General features: G+C 72.8%; 15 protein-coding genes. 6 read left to right on the top strand and 9 right to left on the bottom strand.

Annotated elements, in window-relative coordinates:
• Positions 1-15: 15 nt before the first annotated feature.
• Positions 16-909 carry a Gfo/Idh/MocA family oxidoreductase gene (locus ABZS58_RS35900; RefSeq protein WP_354787721.1) on the top strand — a complete coding sequence of 298 codons (894 nt, stop codon included), beginning with the start codon at positions 16-18 and terminating at the stop codon, positions 907-909.
• Between the two features lie 108 nt (positions 910-1,017).
• Here ABZS58_RS35900 and ABZS58_RS35895 read toward each other — a convergent pair whose 3' ends face one another.
• Positions 1,018-5,295 (bottom strand): hypothetical protein, encoded by a 4,278-nt coding sequence (locus tag ABZS58_RS35895; RefSeq protein WP_354787720.1) that lies wholly within the window; start codon positions 5,293-5,295, stop codon positions 1,018-1,020.
• Between the two features lie 109 nt (positions 5,296-5,404).
• Here ABZS58_RS35895 and ABZS58_RS35890 point away from each other — a divergent pair, with 109 nt between their 5' ends.
• On the top strand, positions 5,405-5,704 hold the full coding sequence (locus tag ABZS58_RS35890) for a hypothetical protein (RefSeq protein WP_354787719.1): 300 nt from the start codon (positions 5,405-5,407) through the stop codon (positions 5,702-5,704).
• Between the two features lie 11 nt (positions 5,705-5,715).
• Here ABZS58_RS35890 and ABZS58_RS35885 read toward each other — a convergent pair whose 3' ends face one another.
• The 3 genes from ABZS58_RS35885 to ung form a co-directional block, all read right to left on the bottom strand.
• Entirely contained in the window at positions 5,716-6,348 is a 633-nt protein-coding gene (locus tag ABZS58_RS35885; RefSeq protein ID WP_354787718.1) for a response regulator transcription factor, read from the bottom strand.
• Positions 6,349-7,117: 769 nt separating this feature from the next.
• Positions 7,118-8,380, bottom strand: a complete 1,263-nt coding sequence (locus tag ABZS58_RS35880; protein ID WP_354787717.1) for a DUF5931 domain-containing protein — start codon at positions 8,378-8,380, stop codon at positions 7,118-7,120.
• Positions 8,381-8,387: 7 nt separating this feature from the next.
• Positions 8,388-9,062: a uracil-DNA glycosylase gene (gene ung, locus ABZS58_RS35875; RefSeq protein WP_354787716.1), complete on the bottom strand. Its 675-nt coding sequence runs from the start codon at positions 9,060-9,062 to the stop codon at positions 8,388-8,390.
• A gap of 309 nt (positions 9,063-9,371) precedes the next feature.
• Here ung and ABZS58_RS35870 point away from each other — a divergent pair, with 309 nt between their 5' ends.
• Positions 9,372-10,490, top strand: a complete 1,119-nt coding sequence (locus ABZS58_RS35870) for a hypothetical protein (RefSeq protein ID WP_354787715.1) — start codon at positions 9,372-9,374, stop codon at positions 10,488-10,490.
• Here ABZS58_RS35870 and ABZS58_RS35865 read toward each other — a convergent pair.
• Positions 10,459-11,085 carry a class F sortase gene (locus ABZS58_RS35865; protein WP_354787714.1) on the bottom strand — a complete coding sequence of 209 codons (627 nt, stop codon included), beginning with the start codon at positions 11,083-11,085 and terminating at the stop codon, positions 10,459-10,461. The two genes, ABZS58_RS35870 and ABZS58_RS35865, sit on opposite strands and share 32 nt — an antisense overlap.
• Positions 11,086-11,132: 47 nt before the next feature.
• Positions 11,133-11,606 (bottom strand): hypothetical protein, encoded by a 474-nt coding sequence (locus ABZS58_RS35860; RefSeq protein WP_354787713.1) that lies wholly within the window; start codon positions 11,604-11,606, stop codon positions 11,133-11,135.
• Between the two features lie 241 nt (positions 11,607-11,847).
• Here ABZS58_RS35860 and ABZS58_RS35855 point away from each other — a divergent pair, with 241 nt between their 5' ends.
• From ABZS58_RS35855 to ABZS58_RS35845, 3 genes are all read left to right on the top strand, one after another.
• On the top strand, positions 11,848-13,134 hold the full coding sequence (locus tag ABZS58_RS35855) for a citrate synthase (RefSeq protein WP_354787712.1): 1,287 nt from the start codon (positions 11,848-11,850) through the stop codon (positions 13,132-13,134).
• A 120-nt stretch (positions 13,135-13,254) separates the two neighbouring features.
• Positions 13,255-13,914, top strand: coding sequence for a hypothetical protein (locus ABZS58_RS35850; RefSeq protein ID WP_354787711.1), 660 nt, complete (start codon positions 13,255-13,257; stop codon positions 13,912-13,914).
• 264 nt (positions 13,915-14,178) lie between these two features.
• Positions 14,179-14,958 carry a hypothetical protein gene (locus tag ABZS58_RS35845; protein ID WP_354787710.1) on the top strand — a complete coding sequence of 260 codons (780 nt, stop codon included), beginning with the start codon at positions 14,179-14,181 and terminating at the stop codon, positions 14,956-14,958.
• Here the strand turns inward: ABZS58_RS35845 and ABZS58_RS35840 are convergent.
• From ABZS58_RS35840 to nhaA, 3 genes are all read right to left on the bottom strand, one after another.
• Complete coding sequence (locus tag ABZS58_RS35840; protein WP_354787788.1) at positions 14,955-15,311, bottom strand: STAS domain-containing protein; 357 nt, start codon at positions 15,309-15,311, stop codon at positions 14,955-14,957. The genes ABZS58_RS35845 and ABZS58_RS35840 overlap by 4 nt on opposite strands.
• Before the next feature lie 70 nt (positions 15,312-15,381).
• Complete coding sequence (locus ABZS58_RS35835; RefSeq protein ID WP_354787709.1) at positions 15,382-16,341, bottom strand: sodium:calcium antiporter; 960 nt, start codon at positions 16,339-16,341, stop codon at positions 15,382-15,384.
• A 225-nt stretch (positions 16,342-16,566) separates the two neighbouring features.
• Positions 16,567-17,751: a Na+/H+ antiporter NhaA gene (nhaA, locus tag ABZS58_RS35830; RefSeq protein ID WP_354787708.1), complete on the bottom strand. Its 1,185-nt coding sequence runs from the start codon at positions 17,749-17,751 to the stop codon at positions 16,567-16,569.
• Positions 17,752-18,196: the final 445 nt, after the last annotated feature.

The raw sequence follows: 18,196 nt of genomic DNA, 5'->3' as shown, positions 1-18,196 counted from the left end.
GTGGAGAATGGCCGGATGCGATTCGGGCTTTTGGGTACGGGACACTGGGCTGCGAAGACACAGGCGGTGGCGCTGGCCGCGCACCCTGGGGCCACGCTCGCCGGCGTCTGGGGACGCACCCCGTCGAAGGCCGCCGCCCTCGCCGAGTCGTTCGGCGCCACGGCGTACGACGACGTCGACGCCCTCCTCGACACCGTCGACGCGGTCGCGATCGCGCTCCCACCGGAGATCCAGGCCGGGCTCGCCGCCCGGGCCGCCCGCGCGGGCAAGCACCTCCTGCTCGACAAGCCCCTCGCGCTGACCGTCGAGTCCGCCGCCACGGTCGTCGAGGCGGCGGACGCCACCGGCGTCGCGTCGGTCGTCTTCTTCACCAACCGGTTCGTCCCGGCCGTCGACGCCTTCCTGCGCACCAACGCCGCCCTCGGCGGGTGGTACGCCGCGCACGCGACCATGTACGCCTCGATCTTCCAGCCCGGAAACCCCTATGCGGGCTCGACCTGGCGCAAGGAGCACGGCGGGCTCTGGGACCTCGGCCCGCACGCCCTCTCGGTGGTCCTGCCGCTGCTCGGCCCCGTCGTCGACCTCAGCGCCGCCGACGGCCCCCACGACACCGTGCACCTCCTCCTCAGGCACGACAGCGGCGCCGCGAGCACGCTGTCGCTCACCCTCGACGCCGCCCCCGACGCGACGTCGTTCGGCTTCTCGTACTTCGGCGAGCACGGCGCCCTGACCCTGCCCGCCTGGGGCACCGACACCCCCGTCGAGGCCTTCGGCCACGCGGTGACGGCCCTGATCGCCGCGGCCGCCGGCACCCCCCACCCGTGCGACGTGCGCTACGCGGCCACCATCACCGGCATCCTGACCGCCGCCGACCAGGCCCGCCGCACCCAGATGATCGTGTCCGTCTAGCGGTTTCCGCTCTGCCGTCCGTCACCGGCCTCGTGGCCTTTTGGTCCTTTGGTCCTTTGGTCTTTTGGCTTTGGACCTTTGGGCTTTGTGGCTTTTGTGGCTTTGCGGTCACCGCATTCTCGTCACGGCCGAGCGGATGCGGCGCACATCGCGGATGCGCCGCTCATACGTCGTGGCGAGGGCGACCAGGACGAGGCCCGCCACCGCCAGGGGCGCCCACCTCGGCAGCAGGTCCCAGTACACGGCGATCTCGTGCAACGCGACGACCGTCAGCACCACCGCGCCGACGACGGTCGGAGCCTGCAGCCGGCGCACCGCCCCCACGACGACGACGGCGAGGGCGCCGGCCCCGAGCAGCAGTCGCCGCACCGGCTCGCCCTCGGTCACCAGCACCGACGCCAGGCTCGGCCCGAACGCGGCCAACAGCGCCGGCCCGTACGCCACCCAGCTCCCGAGCGCCTTCGCCCCCACCGGCCGCCTGCGGCTCGCGTACCACCCGATCCCCGCCGCGATCGCCCCCGCCGGCAACGTGTACGCCTCCAGCAGCGCAACCTCGTTCGACGCGAGCACCAGCCAGTACGCGACCAGCTGCGCCGCACCCGCCACCCCGGCGAACGCGACCCTCGGCCCCCCGGCCAGCGCCCGCAACCCGAGGGCGAGCCCCCAGAGGCTGCTGATCCCCGCCATCGCCGCGAGGTCCCCACCGGTCAGCAGGAACGCCACCACCGCCATGGCGTGCGCGACCACCTCCAGCACCAGCCCCTCACCACCCCCGGCGCCGCTTGCCTGCAAGCCGCTTGCCTGCGTGACATTCGCCCACGTCACACCCGGCTGCCCGAAGCTGCCCCGCGCGCTGCTCCCCGGAGCGGAGTCCGCCTGCCCCGCACTCGCTTGCGCGGCACTCGCAAGCCCCGCACCGGTCTGGCCCGCACCGGTCTGGCCCGCACCGGCTTGCGGCGCCCCGGTCTGCGGCGCCCCGGTCTGCGCGGCGCCGGTCGGCGGTGCCCAGGTCCGCGCGGCGCTGATCGGCACGGGGCCTGACCGCACGGCGCTTGCAGCCGTCCGCAGCCGGCGGATGACGACCGACGTGGCGAGGACGACGGCGGCGGCGAGCAGCACCCAGTAGCCCGCCCAGCGCAGTGGCAGTTCCGCCGCACGGGCCGCGGCGAACGCCAGCCAGCCCGCGCTGACCGCACCGACCAGCCATCCGAGCGTCCTGGCCGCAGCGGACCGGCCCGCGACACCGATGACGGCGGCGGTCACGAGCACGGCGGCGAGCGCGGCGAGGCTCACGGGCTTCGTCGCGAGGCAGCCGGCGAACCCGGCCCCCGCGGTGAACCAGCACGTGAACGCCCCCACGTTGACCCGCGTCGCCCGGGCCCCCGGCCTGACCAGTGCCGCCGCGAGTGCGGTCGCGAGCCCACCGGCGAGCGTCACGGCCGGCACCACCGGCCACGGCGCCTCCGCGGCGACACAGCCCAGGACGACGGCGAGGGTCGCGGGCGCCCCGGCGAGCGTCCACACCGCGGTCCGGGTGCGCCGCGCGACGAGCACCGCCAGCACCGCGACGAGCCCGAGCGCCACCGCTGCCGGTCCCGCCCCGAACGCCTGCGCCTCACCGGCCCACCACCGCCCGGTCGGGTCGAGCCCCACCCCGTCGGGCGTGCCCTGCCAGACGGCGCCGAGCCACCGGTACGGCCGCAGCAACGCCTCCACCACCCCCGGCGCGACCGCGATCAGCGTGACCATCGCAGGGATGACGGCGGGCAACGTCGCCGGCACGAACCATGCGGGCAGCGATCCACCTGCGGTAGGACCGCCCTCGGCCGGCGTCCGACGGGCCACGCCCACCGTCGCGAACCACGCCGACAGCACGGCAACGGCCGCGAACACCCCGAACGGCAGCCGCCCACCACCCGCCGCGGACAACCCGACCGCCGCCAGCGTCACACCCAGCCCTCCGAGCACGACGCCGAACACCCCCGCCGCCCCGGACACCCCGCCCGTTCCGGCCCGGCCCCTTGCGGCCCCGCCCGCGCCGGATGCCGTGACGCTCGACCCCATGGCGCCGGGGCCGGTGATGCTCTGCCTCGTTGAATCAGGTGCCACGACGCCGGACGCCCCTGCGACGGAGGGCTGCGCGACGGAGGGCGGTGCAACGGAGGATGTGCGGCGGGCCAGGGTGACGAGCGCCGTTGCGAGCGCCAGCCCGGCCACGGCACCGAACATCGGCGCGGGGACCGACAGCGTGCCGCCGGCCGTGACGAGCCGGACCGCCGCGGCGAACAGCAACGGCAGCCCCGTGAGCCCGAACGTGACGGCGGGGGCCGTGAACCAGGTCCTCGTGCCCCGCACCGCGAAGACGGCACAGACCGCGATCAGCCCGGCCATGGTGAGCAGCGTCGACAGCGGAGTGTCCAGCCCGACGAGCACCGCGTGCGCCGCCACGACCGGCAGGCCCAGCGCCGCCCACCATCCGGCGGGGACACCCGTCCGCGCCGGACCCGTGACACCGGCCCGCGCCGAACCCATGACACCTGGCTGCCGTCCCATAGCACCCGGCAGTCCCGCGGAACCCGGGTGGCCCGCGGCACTCGGCTGTCCGGCGGCGGCTGGGTGGCCCGCGGCGGCTGGGGCGGTGTCGTCCGTGGGGGCGCCGCTCGGGAAGTTCGTTGCAGGTGGTGTGGCGGCGAGTGGCACCTCAGGAGGAGTGCCGGCACGGGCGGACCAGAGCAGGGCGGCGACGGCCAGACCGGCGAGGGCCGCGAAGTCCAGGACCGATACGACCGGCAGGGGAGCGTCGAAGGAGCCCGGCGCGGCGAGCGCGACCAACACGAGCAGCGGCCAAACCACCAGGCGGGACCGGGTCAGGACGAGGAACGCAGCGGCGACGGCGACCAGAGCGGCGGGGACCTGCCAGGAGAACAACCGCTCCAAGCTGGACGCCGGGCCGTGCCACACGGGCAGGGCCTTGTCGACGGCGTTGCCGGCGGCGAGCAGGGAGGCCACGGCGAAGGGCACGGCCGCCACGCCGGCGACGATGAACGCGCCGACGCGGGCGCCCGTGCGGACGCGGTCCGGCAGCACCGTGGCGGCGAGCGCGATGAGCACCGGCACGAAGGCGAACGTGAGGACCTGCCACCCCTGAATGGCCTCCGCGAGGATCCGCACCGCGACGAGCGCGACGATGCAGGTCGCGACCGCCGCGGCGATGTGTGCCGTGACCCGGTGGGCGAGGCCCGCCGCCATGATGACCGCCGCCAGCGCCAGCATCACGGCACCCGCGCCGAGCGCGCCGGCGACGCCGTCCACGGTGGACAGCGCGAGGAGCCCGAGCGGCCCGGCGACCGCGACGGCGATCCCGGCGCCGACCCAGGCGGCCTTCTCCACCGTGCGGGCGAGCAGCACGTCCAGGGCCGCCACCGCGACGAACGTGGCCGTCCATCCCGTCGCCTCGAACGACCGCTCGGCGGCGAGGAGGGGCAGCACCGGCTGGGCCGTGAGGATGGCGGCGAAGCGGGGACCGCGCAAGCCTGTTGCAAGCGAGTACCCACCGGCGATGACGGCGGTCACCGCGCAGACCAGCCCCGTGTAGGTGCTCGGCCGGGTGGTGTCGGCGAGTCCGGCGAGGTTGACGTACCAGGCGGCGTAACCGTCGAGCAGCACGAGCAGCAGCCCCAGCGCCGCGAACGTCTCGGCGGTCGACCGCAGGCCACGCGACAGCGCGAACGGCGGCACGGCCAGGGTGATCAGTGTGACCGTCGCCAGGATCGCGGCCCGTCCCATCACCCCGAAGCTGGCCCAGGCGACCGCCGCGAACACGATCGCCGCGCTGCCGAGCAGCAGACCACCGAGGATGAACAGCAGATTCTGCACCGTGCGGGGACTGGCCTCACCCGAACCCGAACCCGAGCCCGAGCCCCCGGCGGATGCCGGAGCCCAGGCCCCGGCGGAAGCCGGAGTCCAGGCCGCGGTGGGAGCGGAAGCCGGAGCCGCCGCGGGCACAGCCGGCGGTCCGTGGAATACCGGCCCGTTCGGGCCAGGCACGGGCGCGGCCGCCGGGTGGGGAGCGTGCGCTGGGCGTACCGGCACAGGAGCCGCGGATCCGAGCGCGCGCTTCGCGGCCTCCACCGCCTGGCTCACCCGCGCCGCAAGCATGTTGCGCTGTGCGCGCACCGCGTTCAGCCGCTGGACCGCCGCGTCGTACCTGGAGCGGGCCTCGTCGAACTGCGCGCGGGCCGCCTCGACCTCGACGAGCAGCTCGTCGGCGCGCGTGCCCAGCCGCACGACCTCGGCGGCGTCCGGGAACGGGGCGCGACCGCAGCCGGAGCAACCGGCCTCCAGGTCGGCCTGGCCGCCGCAGAACGGGCACGGATACGTCATCATGCCGATCATGATGACGTCGCAAGGTGGTTGCAGGTATCGGTTGCCCTACTCATCCTCGACTGAGTAACAGGATCTTCCTGTCCGGTGAGCGACGCGGCATGCTGGCTGGATGCGGTTGCTCACGGAGGCTGAGTACAAGGCGACGATGGAGCCCGAGCCGGTGCAGATCGGCCCGGACGACGAGCCGCCCTTCGACTTCTGGCCCTACTTCGACGCGATCCCCGAGGAACACCTCGGCGGCCATGATTTCAGTGAGGGCGGCGTCAACTACGCGTGGCAGATGCCCGGTGGCGGGCTGCAGCACGTCCTCGTCAACTGCGAGACCCCGAACGTCTTCCTGGTCCTCGTCCTCGACCTGCGCACCGAGACCGTCCTCGGCCACTACCTGCTGGACATCTACGGCGTGTGACCGCGCCCGGACTACTCGTCCAGGCCCCGCTCGATCGCATACCGCACCAGGTCGACGCGGCTGTGCAGCTGCAGCTTGCCGAGGGTGTTCTGCACGTGGTTCTGCACCGTGCGATGCGACAGCACGAGCCGCTCGGCGATCTCCTTGTACGTGACGCCCTTCGCGACCAGGCGCAGCACCTCGGTCTCCCGCTCGGTCAGCCGGGGCGCGTCCGGGTCCTCGGCCCGGGTCACCGTCGCCAGGCGCCGGAACTCCCCGAGCACCAGCCCCGCCAGCCCAGGAGTGAACACCGGGTCACCCTCAGCGGTCCGGCGCACCGCCGCGAGGAACTCCTCCCTGGCCGCGGACTTCACCAGGTATCCGGTGGCGCCTGCCTTGACCGCGTCGAGCACGTCCTGCTGCTCGCCGCTCGCGGACAGCATCAGGATCCTCACCTCGGGGCACGACGCGAGCAGCCCCTGGATGACCTCGACCCCGGACCGGTCGGGCAGCTGCAGGTCGAGCACGACGACGTCAGGCCGCACCGACCCCGCGATCCGGACCGCCTGCGCTCCTTCGCCGACCGCTGCGACCACCTCGTAGTCCGCCTCGGCCAGATCCCGGGCGACACCTTCGCGCCACATCGGATGGTCATCGACCACCATGACCCGAAGTCGTCCCGCTGCGTCCACACCAGCACCCTATAGGCCCGCTTCCTCACCGGCCGCCCGCGACATTCGCGTGCCGCCGCCGGGCCCGCCGGAGACCATCGCCCCACCCGTGATCCCCGGACCGCTGCTGTACCCCGACAAGAACCTCGACTACCCGGTGGATCGCTGGGGTCAGCGAACCACCGATCCACCGGGTTGTCGCGCTTCGCGCAACGCCCGAGGGTTTGGGAAACCAGCGGTGGTGGTGGCATCACCAAACCTCGACGGCAGGAGCCACGCGCGGACGGGAGGTCACCTCGGGCACGCCACCCGGTTCGCATGGCTGCCGAGGCCGCGCGCGAACGCCCAGGGCGATGAGCCGACCGCCCGAGGCCTACGGCGACCGTGCCGAGCGGCGTGCCGCCGTGCCCCGGAGATGCGTCGAACAGTGGCAGGCCGGCGAGCAAGGCCACTGCGAGGGCCGCTCCGCCGGCCGGGAACCGGCTCCGTCGAGGAGCCCGTCAACGCCGGGCCGCGAGCAGCCACCCGCCGCCGAAGTCGACCGCGGCGCCGGGCGCCGGGACGACCGCGAACAGCACCCCGGACGGCCAGAGGCCAAGGCAGACAGCAGCACGGCAGGGGGCGCGACCAGGAAGTCAGGACAGCCAGGCGACCAGACCCTCGCGGGGGGCGCCGAATGCGTCCGAGACCTCGACCGCGGCGTGGAGGGCCGGCGGAAATGCAGCGGGGGAAGACGGGGAGGGGGCGAAACGTCGCAGCCGGGTCAGCGGGGGACCTGGAGCTCGATCTCGGTGCCGGTGGTGGGGCTGCTGGTGACGGTGGTGGTGCCGCCGAGGTCGCGGATGCGGCCGCGGATCGACTGGGCGACGCCGAGCCGGCCCGCCTGCTCCGCCTCGGTGAGGCGGCCGGCGGGGATGCCGGCGCCGTTGTCGCGGATGGTGATGGCGACGGTGTCGTCGAGCTCCTCGATCAGCAGCCAGGTCTTGGCATCCGGGCCGGCGTGGAGGTGGACGTTGTCGACGGCGGCGGCGACGGCCGCGGCGACCTCGGCGGCGACCGGCGCCGGCAGGAGCACCTCGGTGGCGGGGGCGGCGACACTGACGCCGGCGGTGCTGTGCCGGTCGAGCAGCGGGCGCAGGTCGACGAGTTCGGGCTCGGCGTCGGCGGCGTCGCGACGGGTCAGCAGCCCGGGCGCGCCGGAGAGCTTGGCGATGCGGGCGGAGGAGCCGGCTGGGGTGCGGGAGAGGCTGGCCGGCAGGCGGAACGGGCCGCGGCCCGCGGCCGGCTGGGTGGTGCGGCGGGGGCGGGTCGTGGCCGAGGGCGGGCCGCTGGACGTGACCAGGGTGCGCAGGGTGGCCTCCTGCTCGCCGGCGAGGCGGCCCAGTTCTGCGGCCTCCCCGCCCAGCTCGGCGCCGCGGCGCTGGAGGAGGGCGAGGACCTGCAGGACGGAGTCGTGGATGCCGCGGGCCAGGCGCTCGCGCTCGCGGGTGGCGGCCTCCAACTCGGTCGCGCGCTGGAGGCGGGCCTCGGCGTCGATGGCGAGGCGGGCGATGTGGCCGATGCCGACGCCCGCCAGGAGCATGAGCACAGGGCCGTTGACGGTGGCCTGGGAGAAGCCGTCGCGGACGACCACGTCGGCGGCGCTCATCAGCAGGGCGGCGATCGCGCCGCGACGGCGGCCGCCGGAAATGGCCCAGGCGACGACCGGGCTCGCCACCCACGCCATCGGCAGGGTGGGTGCGCCGACGCCGAGGCCGTCGGGCTGCACGATCCAGCGGGTGGCTAGCAGGCAGCCGGCGGTGACGACGAGGTCGGCGGTGAGCAGCGGCCATCCGCGGCGCTCGGGGCGCGCATAGGCCAGGCTGCTCACCACCGTCCAGGCGGCCATGACGGACAGGACGAGCCAGCCGCCGAGGGGCCAGTGGTAGTGCTGGAAGTTGCCGATCATCAGCACCGCCGCGTAGCCGAGCGCGGCGATGCGGAAGACGAGCAGCGCCCGCCACAACGGTCCCTCGAGGGCCTTCATGGCGTGCTCAGACCCAGCGGACCGGGGGCAGGCCGGCCTCGACGAGGGCGGCGTCGGTCTGGCTGAAGGGCTTCGAGCCCAGGAAGCCGGCCGGGTTCATGGGGCTGGGGTGGCCCGCCTCGACGATCGTGTGCTGCGGGTCGGTGACCAGGACGGCCTTCTTGCGGGCATAGGCGCCCCAGAGGACGAACACGACCCGGCGGGGCATCGCGTTGAGCGCGGCGATCGCGGCGTCGGTGAAGTGCTCCCAGCCCTTGTTGGCATGGGAGGCGGCCTTGCCGGCGCGGACGGTGAGCACCGCGTTGAGCAGCAGGACGCCGTCGCTGGCCCAGCCGGTGAGGTCGCCGTTGGCCGGCGGGGTGACGCCGAGGTCGTCGCGGAGCTCCTTGTAGACGTTGCGCAGCGACGGCGGGATCGACACGCCGGGGCGCACGGAGAAGCTGAGCCCGTGGGCCTGGCCCTCCTTGAAATAGGGGTCCTGGCCGAGGATCAGCACCCGGGCCGCCTCGGGCGAGCAGAGCCGGAACGCGGTGAACAGGTCCGGAAGCGGGGGATAGACCGGGCCGGCCGCATACTCCGCCTCCACGAACGTCTCGAGCTTCTGCACGATCTCGAGATCCAGGTGCGGTTTCATCAGGTCCCGCCAGCCGGCGGGGAGCAGCTCGAGCAAATCCAACGACATGCACCGCACTCTACGAAAGCGGTACGACATTTTGCAGTCGGGCAAAACGCGGGGGTATGTCGGAATTGGCAACATTGCCGCGCTGAACCCGGGAGACTGGAGGGCGTGGCGCACGTGGGACCAGTCGGGCATGGTGGCGAACCGTTGACGGTGCTCTGGGCATGGAGACAAGCCCAGCTGGAGCAGAACGGCCAGGAACGGGCGGCGTCACCGCGGCCCAGGCGGCACCAAGATCAGCCAAAGGACAGTCTTGCACAGGACGGACCGGATGAAGGGCCGAAACCCGGCGATCTGGGCTATCTCGCGCAGTTGCAGCAGCGGCTGCGCGACAGCGTGCGCGACGTGCGGGCGGTCGTGGCGCGGCTCGCCGAGGCGCCGCAGGAGCAGCGCACCGTCCTGCACAGCGCGATCGCGGCCGACCCGGCGGCGGCCGAGCGTGGGTTCGTGTGGCTGCTGGAGCACTTCGACCAGCCGAGCGCCGTCGTGCCGCAGTTCGCTCAGCTGGCACCGGCGCTCGACGCGCTGATCGGGCCACGCAGCCGGCAGCTGGACCTCTTCGGCGAGGCACTGGTCGAGGCCGTGATCGAAACGTCCGGAAAAGGGGAAAAGCCGGAGCGGCGGGACGAAACGGCGGGCGCGTGGCGCGACGGCTGGCGGTTCGTCGTCGGCTGGCTGCGTCAGGGCAAGTCGCTCCAGCCCGACGGGACGCCCTTCTGGACCGCCACCGTCGTCGCCCACGACCAGCGCCGCGACGACGTGGCCGTGCTCCGCCTGGCCACCGACCTGCCGTACCCGGCCCGCGCCGGCCAACGCGCCGTGATCGAGCACCCGATGGTGCCCGGCGCGTGGCGGACCTGCTGGATCTCCGCCCCGCCCACCGGCGACAACCGCCTCGAGCTGCACGTCCAGGCCGGCGCGGGCGACGAGACCGGCGGCGCGCTGGTGCACGGCACCAGGGTCGGCGACGCGCTGCGCCTGCACCGGGCCGAGGGCGAGTTCGTCATCGAGCCGCACGGCCGGGCGATCCTCATCGTCGCCGAGGACGTGCACGTCGCACCGGTGAAGGGGCTGCTGGACGAGCTCGCGGCGCGCGGGGACGAGCGGGTCGTGCACCTGTTCTGGGGCGTGTCCACCCGCGACGACCTGTACGACCTGGAGTCGCTGCGCGAGCACGCGGGCCAGTGCGCCCACGCCACCGTGCACGCGGTCGTGGCGAGGGGCCCGGCGCACCCGTACCTCAGCGGATCCCTGCCGCAGGTCGTCGTCGACTTCGCCGAGTGGACCTCGCACGACGTCTACCTGTGCGGCACCCCCTTCGGCGTCGGCGTGATGCGCAACATGCTGCTGGAGCGGTCGGTGCCGGCGGGCCGGATCCACGCCGTGACCCTGGACCGGCTCACGATCGCCACGACACCATCGTCGCGGTGATCACGGTGTTGCCCGAGTAGGTGCTCGTCGCCCGGTCGAACGTCCCGCCGCACGTGACCAGCCGCAGCTGGGGGCGGACGGCGGGCCCGTACACCAGATCGGCCGGGAACTCGTGCTTCGAGTAGAGCCGCACGCTGTCCACGGCGAACGTGACCGCCGAGCCGTCGCGCCTGGTCACGGTCACCGGATCGCCCGGCTTCAGACGCCCGAGCCGGTAGAACACGGCGGGCCCGCTGCCGGCGGTGTCGACGTGACCGACGATGACCGCGTTGCCGGTTTCGCCCGGTGTCGGTCCGCGTTGGTACCAGCCGACCTTCGACGCCTCCCGCAGCGACGGCGGGACGAGCGTGCCGTCCCGGTCGACGTCGACGTCCTCCACCGGAGCCTCGACGGAGATCGCGTCGATGCGCAGCCCGACCGGCGCCGACGCCGGAGCACGCGCGACGGCCCCGGCGAACCCCGCCGAGCCGCTGGCCTCGACGACGGGCGGCACCGAAGAGGTGCCGTAGCCGGCGCCGATGAGCGAGACACCGGTCACGGCCAGGGTGATCACGCCGACGGCCGTGCCGGCCCGCCAGGTCCCGTTCGACCGCACCAGGAGGTGCCGGGGACGGTGCCCGGGACGGTGCCGGCCGGCAGGACTCACGCCGTCCGGCGGCGCAGCATCATCGCGCCCGCCGCACCGACCAGCAGCAGCCCACCCCCGGCGGCCATCAGCGTGCGGTCGGGTCCCCGCGCCGTCGACCCGCCGCCGGTCGGCACCCCGCCGGTCGGTGAGACGACGAGCTGGACCACCGAGGAACTGCCGTCCGCGCAGTCGATGCTCACGTTGAACGTGCCGGCGCTGGTCGTCCCGGGGATGTCGACGGCCACGGAGAACGTGCCGGGCGACTTGCCCGCCTCCATCGGGATGCGAGCGGGCAGCCCGAGCGCGGTCCCGGCGACGTCCGCGGACTTCACGCCGTCGGCGCAGACCGTGCTGAACGTGACGCGCCCGCCCGGTTTCACGGTCCCGGGGGTGACCGTACCGGCGCCCTCGGCCGACGCGGCGCCGGGAAGGGCGAGCGCGGCCGTCGTGCCGGCGAGCATGGCGCCGGACAGCAGGAGTGTTCGCATGCTCCCATTGGCCGTCGCGGTGGGGTGACCGCTGAACACCCTGGGCGTAGGAATTCGGCTGATAGAGTGGAAAGCTTCCAGAAAGAGTCGCAACGAGTAGGAAATATCGCACGTGAGCGCCCCGCCGTGCGGAAGGGCTCGCGCATCTGAAATCCTGCGCGTCGGCGCCATAAGCGCCGGTCGCGGGCAATGAAGGCCGCAACCAGAAGCCGGACTGCGGGACGAGACGGGAACGACGCGCATGAGTGAGTACAAGATCACATACCCGGACGGCGAACTCGATCTGCCGGCCCGCAAGGCGACCGAGGGGCCCGCCGGTCTCGAGATCGGCAAACTGCTCAAGGACACCGGTCAGGTCACCCTCGACACCGGCTTCGTCAACACCGCCTCGTGCGTATCGTCGATCACCTATATCGACGGCGACGCCGGCATCCTGCGCTACCGCGGGTATCCGATCGAGCAGCTCGCCGAGCGCTCGACCTTCCTGGAGAGCTCCTACCTGCTGATCCACGGCGAGCTGCCGACGCCGGCACAGCTTTCGGACTTCACCAGCCGCATTCAGCACCACACGCTCCTGCACGAGGAGATGCGCCGCTTCTTCGACGGCTTCCCCCGCGACGCGCACCCGATGGCGGTGCTGTCCTCCGCGGTGAGCGCGCTGTCGACGTTCTACCAGGACAGCCTCAACCCGTTCGACCAGGAGCAGGTCGAGATCTCCACGATCCGGCTGATGGCGAAGGTCCCGACCATCGCGTCGTACGCCTACAAGAAGGCGATCGGCCAGCCGATGCTGTACCCGGACAACTCGCTGGGCTACGTCGAGAACTTCCTGCGCATGACGTTCGGCGTCCCGGCGACCCCGTACGAGATCGACCCGGTCGCGGTCAAGGTCCTCGACATGCTCCTGCTGCTGCACGCCGACCACGAGCAGAACTGCTCGACCTCCACCGTCCGCCTCGTCGGCTCCAGCCAGGCCAACCTGTTCGCCTCGGTCTCCGCGGGTGTCAACGCGCTGTTCGGCCCACTGCACGGCGGCGCCAACCAGGCCGTCCTGGAGATGCTCCAGGTGATCCGCGAGGACGGCGGCGACGTCGCCAAGTTCGTCAACCGGGTCAAGGACAAGAAGGACACCAGCACCCGCCTCATGGGCTTCGGGCACCGCGTGTACAAGAACTACGACCCCCGCGCCGCGCTGGTGAAGAAGGCCGCGCAGGAGGTCCTCGGCCGGATGGCGAAGCCCGACCCGCTGCTCGACCTGGCGATGCAGCTCGAGGAGATCGCGCTGTCCGACGAGTACTTCGTCTCCCGGAAGCTGTACCCGAACGTCGACTTCTACACCGGCCTCATCTACAAGGCCATGGGCTTCCCGACCACGATGTTCACCGTCCTCTTCGCCCTCGGCCGGCTGCCGGGCTGGATCGCCCAGTGGCGCGAGATGATCAACGACCCGGAGACGAAGATCGGCCGCCCGCGGCAGGTGTACATCGGTTACGGCGCGCGCGATTACGCGCCGATTGCTGCTCGGTAAAGACCCGCAGCGTCAACCGGTTCTTGCTCGTTTGTACCTTGACGGAGATCGACCCCGGCTGTCTCATACATGAGGTCCATCTGGGGTCGTTGTCCGTTTTGACAGGGGAGACCGGTTTTCATGAGCGCGCCAACGTTGTCGCCGCTACTTACCGCGGCGGTGCAGGACCGGACATCCGGAGCGACCGGAGTGGCCCGGCAGGTCCTCGACGGCCTGGCCGAGTTCGTCCACGACCCGGCGACGCTGCGTGAGGTCGCCGCGCCGTTGCCGGGTCTGCTGCCGGGGTACGCCTCGATGTGGCACATCGCCCGCGCCGCCAACAGCGACGACCCGGGCCCGGCCCTGCGCGCGATCCGCGAACAGCTCGACCGGGACGTCGAGGCCAGCGTCGCCACCGCGACGCGCCTGCTGCACCAGCGCGGCGGCTGGGCCCGCACCGCCCCCAGCAGCGCGCTGGTCAAGGCCGTCGCCGCCCAGCTGCCGGTCGGCACCGTCGACGCGCCCGGCACCGAGGGCCTGCAGCCAGTGACCGGCATCGCCGGCGCCGACGCGATCAGCCCCACCAGCGTGCTCAACATCAAGGGCACCCTGGCGCTCGCACAGAGCATCCCGACGATCGTGGTCACCACGTCGCTGAAGCTGGTGCCGGAGCGGGTCTACGACGGGCTCGGCTCGCCGCTGTTCGAGCGGATCCCGCTGTCCGCCTTCTGGGCCGTCGTCCTCGACGGCGAGCTGCTGACCCCCGCGGAGGTCGGCCGCCGCGCCGCCGCCCTGCGCTGAAAAACCAGCGGCACCACCACGGTGGTGTGCGAATCTGTGCGATCGCGTCGGGTCGGATGTTCCACATTGGACGGTCTGTCGGCGCAGGTGGGCCGAGCCGTTAAGACGGCACGGTTTGGGGCTGTGCAGTGGCTCACGTTGGGAGTACATTGCGTTGCATCCCAAGGACGCCGGGGCCGCCGCTTCCCCCGTGGCGGCGGCCCCGGTCTTGAGCCGGCGGGCCTGACGCGTTTCGATATGCGCGCCCGCGGAGACCACATCGACATGGTGACCACCGCTCGTCCGCGCGCCACCGCTCCCGCTCACGCCGCCGGGCCGCCCCCACGCACCGTGTGGCTCATCGGCGGGATGATCCTCCTCGCGGTCCTGATCCTCGCGGCGGTCACCATCGCCGTCTGGCGGGTCCGGCACGCGTCCGTCGACCGCGCCTCGCACACCGTCACCGCGGCCGTGTCCGGTCGTGACGCGGCGACGCTGGACCTGCTCAGCGGCGTCACCGCGGTCACCGTCACCGCCGCGGACCTCGGCGACATCCTCTACCGGGTCAGCACCCCCGGCGACGGCCGGATGGTCCCCAGCGTCACCGACCTCGACGACCGGGTCGGCGTCCAGCTCAGCGACACGGGCAACGGCACCCCGGACCGGGGCGCGGTCTCCGTCGAGCTCAACCGCGACGTGCGCTGGACCGTCCGCTTCACCGCCGGCGCCACGAGCAACACCGCCGACCTGCGCGGGTTGCGCGAGATCGGCGGCGTCGAATACGTCGGCGGGGTCTCCAGCATCGAACTGAGCCTGCCCGCAGCGAAGGGCACCGTCCCCGTCCGGATGAACGGCGGCGCCGGCACCTTCCGCGTCCACCTGCCGCAGGGCCGGCCCGTGAAGGTCGTCGCCGGTGGTGGCGCCGGCAGCGTCACCCTCGACGGCACCCGCCACGACGGGGTCGGCGGCGGTGCCGTGTTCCAGAGCGGCGACGTCGCCGCGAAGGACCGGTTCGAGATCGACAACGCCGCCGGCGTCTCCAGCGTTGTGGTGGACCGGTACTAGGACGACGGAAGGATCATCCCGGCGCCCGACACCGGCGCGTCGACGGGAAGATCCGGCAGGCCGAACAGCTCTGTCAGCCCGGTCACCTGCAGCAGCCGGTGCACGAACGGTGAGGGGCTGCGGACCTCCATCCGGCCCCCGACGTCACGGGTCTTGTTGTTGATCGAGACCAGGGTGCCGATGCCGATCGAGTCCATGAACGGGACCCGCCGCAGGTCGACGGTGAGCACCGCCGGCCGCTGGACGTCGATCGTGTCGAGCACCACCGACCGCAGCGCGCCGACCGTCGCGGCTTCCAAGGGGCCTAACACTTCCACCACAAGTGCATCTCCGGAGCGGTGTGTCCGGACCATCGCGTCGCCCATTCATGTCGCGTACCCAGTCAGCGCTGACGGAAACCCCGCCACCACGGACACCGGACACTCACGGGTTGGCGGAGATGAGCAACGGCAGGACACACGCATACGCCGCCAGCAGGACGCAAGCCTCCGGGCGGGTGATCCTGCTGCCCCGCCACAGCAGCAGCCAGGCCAGGACCGCGGCGGCCACCATCGCGGTCACCGCGGCGAAGCCGAACGGCGCGATCGTGGAGCTGCCGGCGGCCAGACCGACGACCGCGCCACCGATCAGGCTGTTGAAGATGTTGCTGCCCAGCAGGTTGCCGACCATGAGATCGCCCTCGCCGCGCCGCTGCGCCTGCACCGACGTCATCAGCTCCGGCAGCGACGTGCCGAACGCGACCAGCGTGAAGCCGATCACCTGGTCACTGACGCCCCACCGGTGCGCGAGCGTGACCGCGTTGGCGACCACGAGCTGCGCCCCGCCGAGGGTCGCGGCGAGCCCCACGAGGGCCCGCAGCGCCTCCACCCACCACCTGCGGGTCCGGGCCGAGACGAACGCCGCCACGTCGTCCGGCAGCGGATCCCCGTCCTGTACCCGCGAAAGCCGCACGAGCAGAGCAAGCGTCAGGACGCTGAGCACCGCGAGGAGCAACCCGGCCACGAACTTCAGCCCGACGAGCGCGAACGCGCCGAACACCGCGACCGCGGCGGCCATCAGCGGCGCCTCCCGCACCGGCACCGACGAGCGCACCACCACCGGCGACACGACCGCGACGACGCCCAGGACCAGGGTCACGTTGAGGATGTTGGAGCCGACGAGGTTGCCCAGCGCCAGGCCCGCGTTGTCGCGGACCGCGGCGGTGCCGGACACCACGAACTCGGGGGCGCTGGTGCCCAGGCCGATCACGACGACGCCGACGATCACCGGTGCGACCCGCAGCAGTGTCGCCAGGCGGCTCGCGCCCACCACCACCTGATCGGCGCCCATGGTCAGCAGCGCCAGCCCGAGCAGGCCGAGCCCGACCACGAGCAACGTCGACATCACTCTCCAATGTCCGGGGCCTGGATCGACACGGGACCGACACAGTACCGTCCCGTGTCGATCCCGGGCCCGTAACCGGTTCCGGCGCGACGAGCGCGCGCAGGACGGCGGAATCAGGCCCCGCACGGGTGGCGCAAACCCGCTGCGGGCCTTATCGTTTTCAACGAGACCGGCGTCTTCCCCCGTGGATGCCGGTCTCACCATTTCTCCGGCCCGCGCATCGACTCACGTGCGGGTGTTGCCCCGCCACCGCACCACCAGCGTCGCCAGGACCGCCGCGACGACCGACGCCGCCAAGACCGCTGCCGCCGCCGCGTCCGAGCCGTGGCCGGGCACCGACAGGCGCGCGATCAGCAGGCTCACCGTGTAGCCGACCCCGCCGAGCATGGCCACCGGCAGCACGTCACCCCAGCGGACCCGTGGCGGCAGCGTGCCGAGCCCGATCCGCACCGCCAGCCACGCGCCGAGCATGATGCCGGCCGGTTTGCCGAGCAGCAGCCCGGCCGCGGCGCCCCGCGCGAGCGGGTCACCGAAGGCGTCGGCGGCCGCGGCGAGGGGGATGCCGGCGGCCGCGAGCGCGAAGATCGGCACGATCGCGCCGGCGGACACCGGGTGCAGCCGATGCAGCAGCCGGTCGCAGGGCGACTCCCCGGCGCCGTCAGGTGTACGGACCGGCGTCAGCAGCCCGAGCAGGATGCCCGTCACGGTGGCGTGCACCCCGCCGGCGTGCACGCACACCCAGGCGGCGACGGCGATCGGCACGACCAGCCACGCCGGCGTCCACCGCATGCGCTGCAGCAGTCCGTACAGCAGACACAGCGCCAGACCGGCGGCCAGCCACCACACGCGGACGTCGTGCGCGAACAACACGCCGACGAGCGCGATCGCGCCGAGGTCGTCGATCACGGCGAGGGACAGCAGCAGCACGCGCACCCCGGACGGCAGCGTCGAGCCCGCCAGGGCCAGGACCCCGAGCGCGAACGCGATGTCCGTGGCGACCGGGATCGCCCACGCGCCGCCGTGCACGGCCTCGCCGCCGGACACGACGATCGAGACGGCCGCGGGCACCACCATGCCGCCGAGCGCCGCCGCGACCGGCAGCGCCGCGGCCCGCCACCCGGCGAGCTCGCCGACCGTCAGCTCGCGCTTGACCTCCAGGCCCGCGACGAAGAAGAAGATCGTCAGCAGCCCGTCGGTGACCCAGGAGGCGAGCGGCAGGTCCAGGTGCAGCGCGTCCAGCACCGCCGGCGACGGTGGGCGCAGGGACCAGAACTGCTCATAGGTGCCACCCGGCAGGTTGGCCCACAGCAGGGCGAACGCGGTCGCCACCATGAGCAGCCGGCCGCCGGTCGTCTCCAGACGGAGGAACTCCAGCAGCATGTCGATGCGGCGTGCGGTGCCACGGGCCATCGGAAAACCTCCAGCGGGCAGACTCTTCCTGTCCTGCCGACCAGACTTCCCGGCGCACCTAGCGGCGAATGCTACTCCATCGGAGCCGCCCTCCCCGTCGTCCAGCTTCACTCTACTGTGGACTGTCGTTGGGGGTGCAGGCGCGGCGTCGACGCGCGGGGACTGTGCCCGTGCTGCCGCTCCACATCGGGGCGCCCATGGGGCCGCCTCCGATCCAGCGTAACCCGCTGCTGATCCCGGCGTGGTCGTCGAGCTGCAACGCGCCGGCGCCGCACGCCGGTCGCTTTGCTCAGGTTCCCCCTCGGACGGTCGATTGGGCCGTCGGAGAAGGGGAGCGTGGCAGTGAGCGACGACTTGGGTGACATCGTTCAGGAGTTTCTCGTGGAGTCGCACGAGAACCTGGATCAGCTCGATCGGGACCTGGTGGCGTTGGAGGCCGCGCCGG

Source organism: Dactylosporangium sp. NPDC005555 (assembly GCF_040605635.1).
In the GTDB taxonomy this organism is placed as follows: Bacteria; Actinomycetota; Actinomycetes; order Mycobacteriales; family Micromonosporaceae; genus Dactylosporangium.
Note: the sequence above shows the minus strand (reverse complement) of the source record. Positions and strands in the feature narration are given on the sequence as shown.

What these genes read in the sequence shown, in the direction of transcription:
- ABZS58_RS35900 (WP_354787721.1), top strand. Translation starts at nt 16, where the DNA reads ATGCGATTCGGGCTTTTGGGTACGGGACACTGGGCTGCGAAGACACAG.
- ABZS58_RS35895 (WP_354787720.1), bottom strand. Translation starts at nt 5,295, where the DNA reads ATGATGACGTATCCGTGCCCGTTCTGCGGCGGCCAGGCCGACCTGGAG.
- ABZS58_RS35890 (WP_354787719.1), top strand. Translation starts at nt 5,405, where the DNA reads ATGCGGTTGCTCACGGAGGCTGAGTACAAGGCGACGATGGAGCCCGAG.
- ABZS58_RS35885 (WP_354787718.1), bottom strand. Translation starts at nt 6,348, where the DNA reads ATGGTGGTCGATGACCATCCGATGTGGCGCGAAGGTGTCGCCCGGGAT.
- ABZS58_RS35880 (WP_354787717.1), bottom strand. Translation starts at nt 8,380, where the DNA reads ATGAAGGCCCTCGAGGGACCGTTGTGGCGGGCGCTGCTCGTCTTCCGC.
- ung (WP_354787716.1), bottom strand. Translation starts at nt 9,062, where the DNA reads ATGTCGTTGGATTTGCTCGAGCTGCTCCCCGCCGGCTGGCGGGACCTG.
- ABZS58_RS35860 (WP_354787713.1), bottom strand. Translation starts at nt 11,606, where the DNA reads ATGCGAACACTCCTGCTGTCCGGCGCCATGCTCGCCGGCACGACGGCC.
- ABZS58_RS35855 (WP_354787712.1), top strand. Translation starts at nt 11,848, where the DNA reads ATGAGTGAGTACAAGATCACATACCCGGACGGCGAACTCGATCTGCCG.
- ABZS58_RS35850 (WP_354787711.1), top strand. Translation starts at nt 13,255, where the DNA reads ATGAGCGCGCCAACGTTGTCGCCGCTACTTACCGCGGCGGTGCAGGAC.
- ABZS58_RS35845 (WP_354787710.1), top strand. Translation starts at nt 14,179, where the DNA reads ATGGTGACCACCGCTCGTCCGCGCGCCACCGCTCCCGCTCACGCCGCC.
- ABZS58_RS35840 (WP_354787788.1), bottom strand. Translation starts at nt 15,311, where the DNA reads ATGGTCCGGACACACCGCTCCGGAGATGCACTTGTGGTGGAAGTGTTA.
- ABZS58_RS35835 (WP_354787709.1), bottom strand. Translation starts at nt 16,341, where the DNA reads ATGTCGACGTTGCTCGTGGTCGGGCTCGGCCTGCTCGGGCTGGCGCTG.
- nhaA (WP_354787708.1), bottom strand. Translation starts at nt 17,751, where the DNA reads ATGGCCCGTGGCACCGCACGCCGCATCGACATGCTGCTGGAGTTCCTC.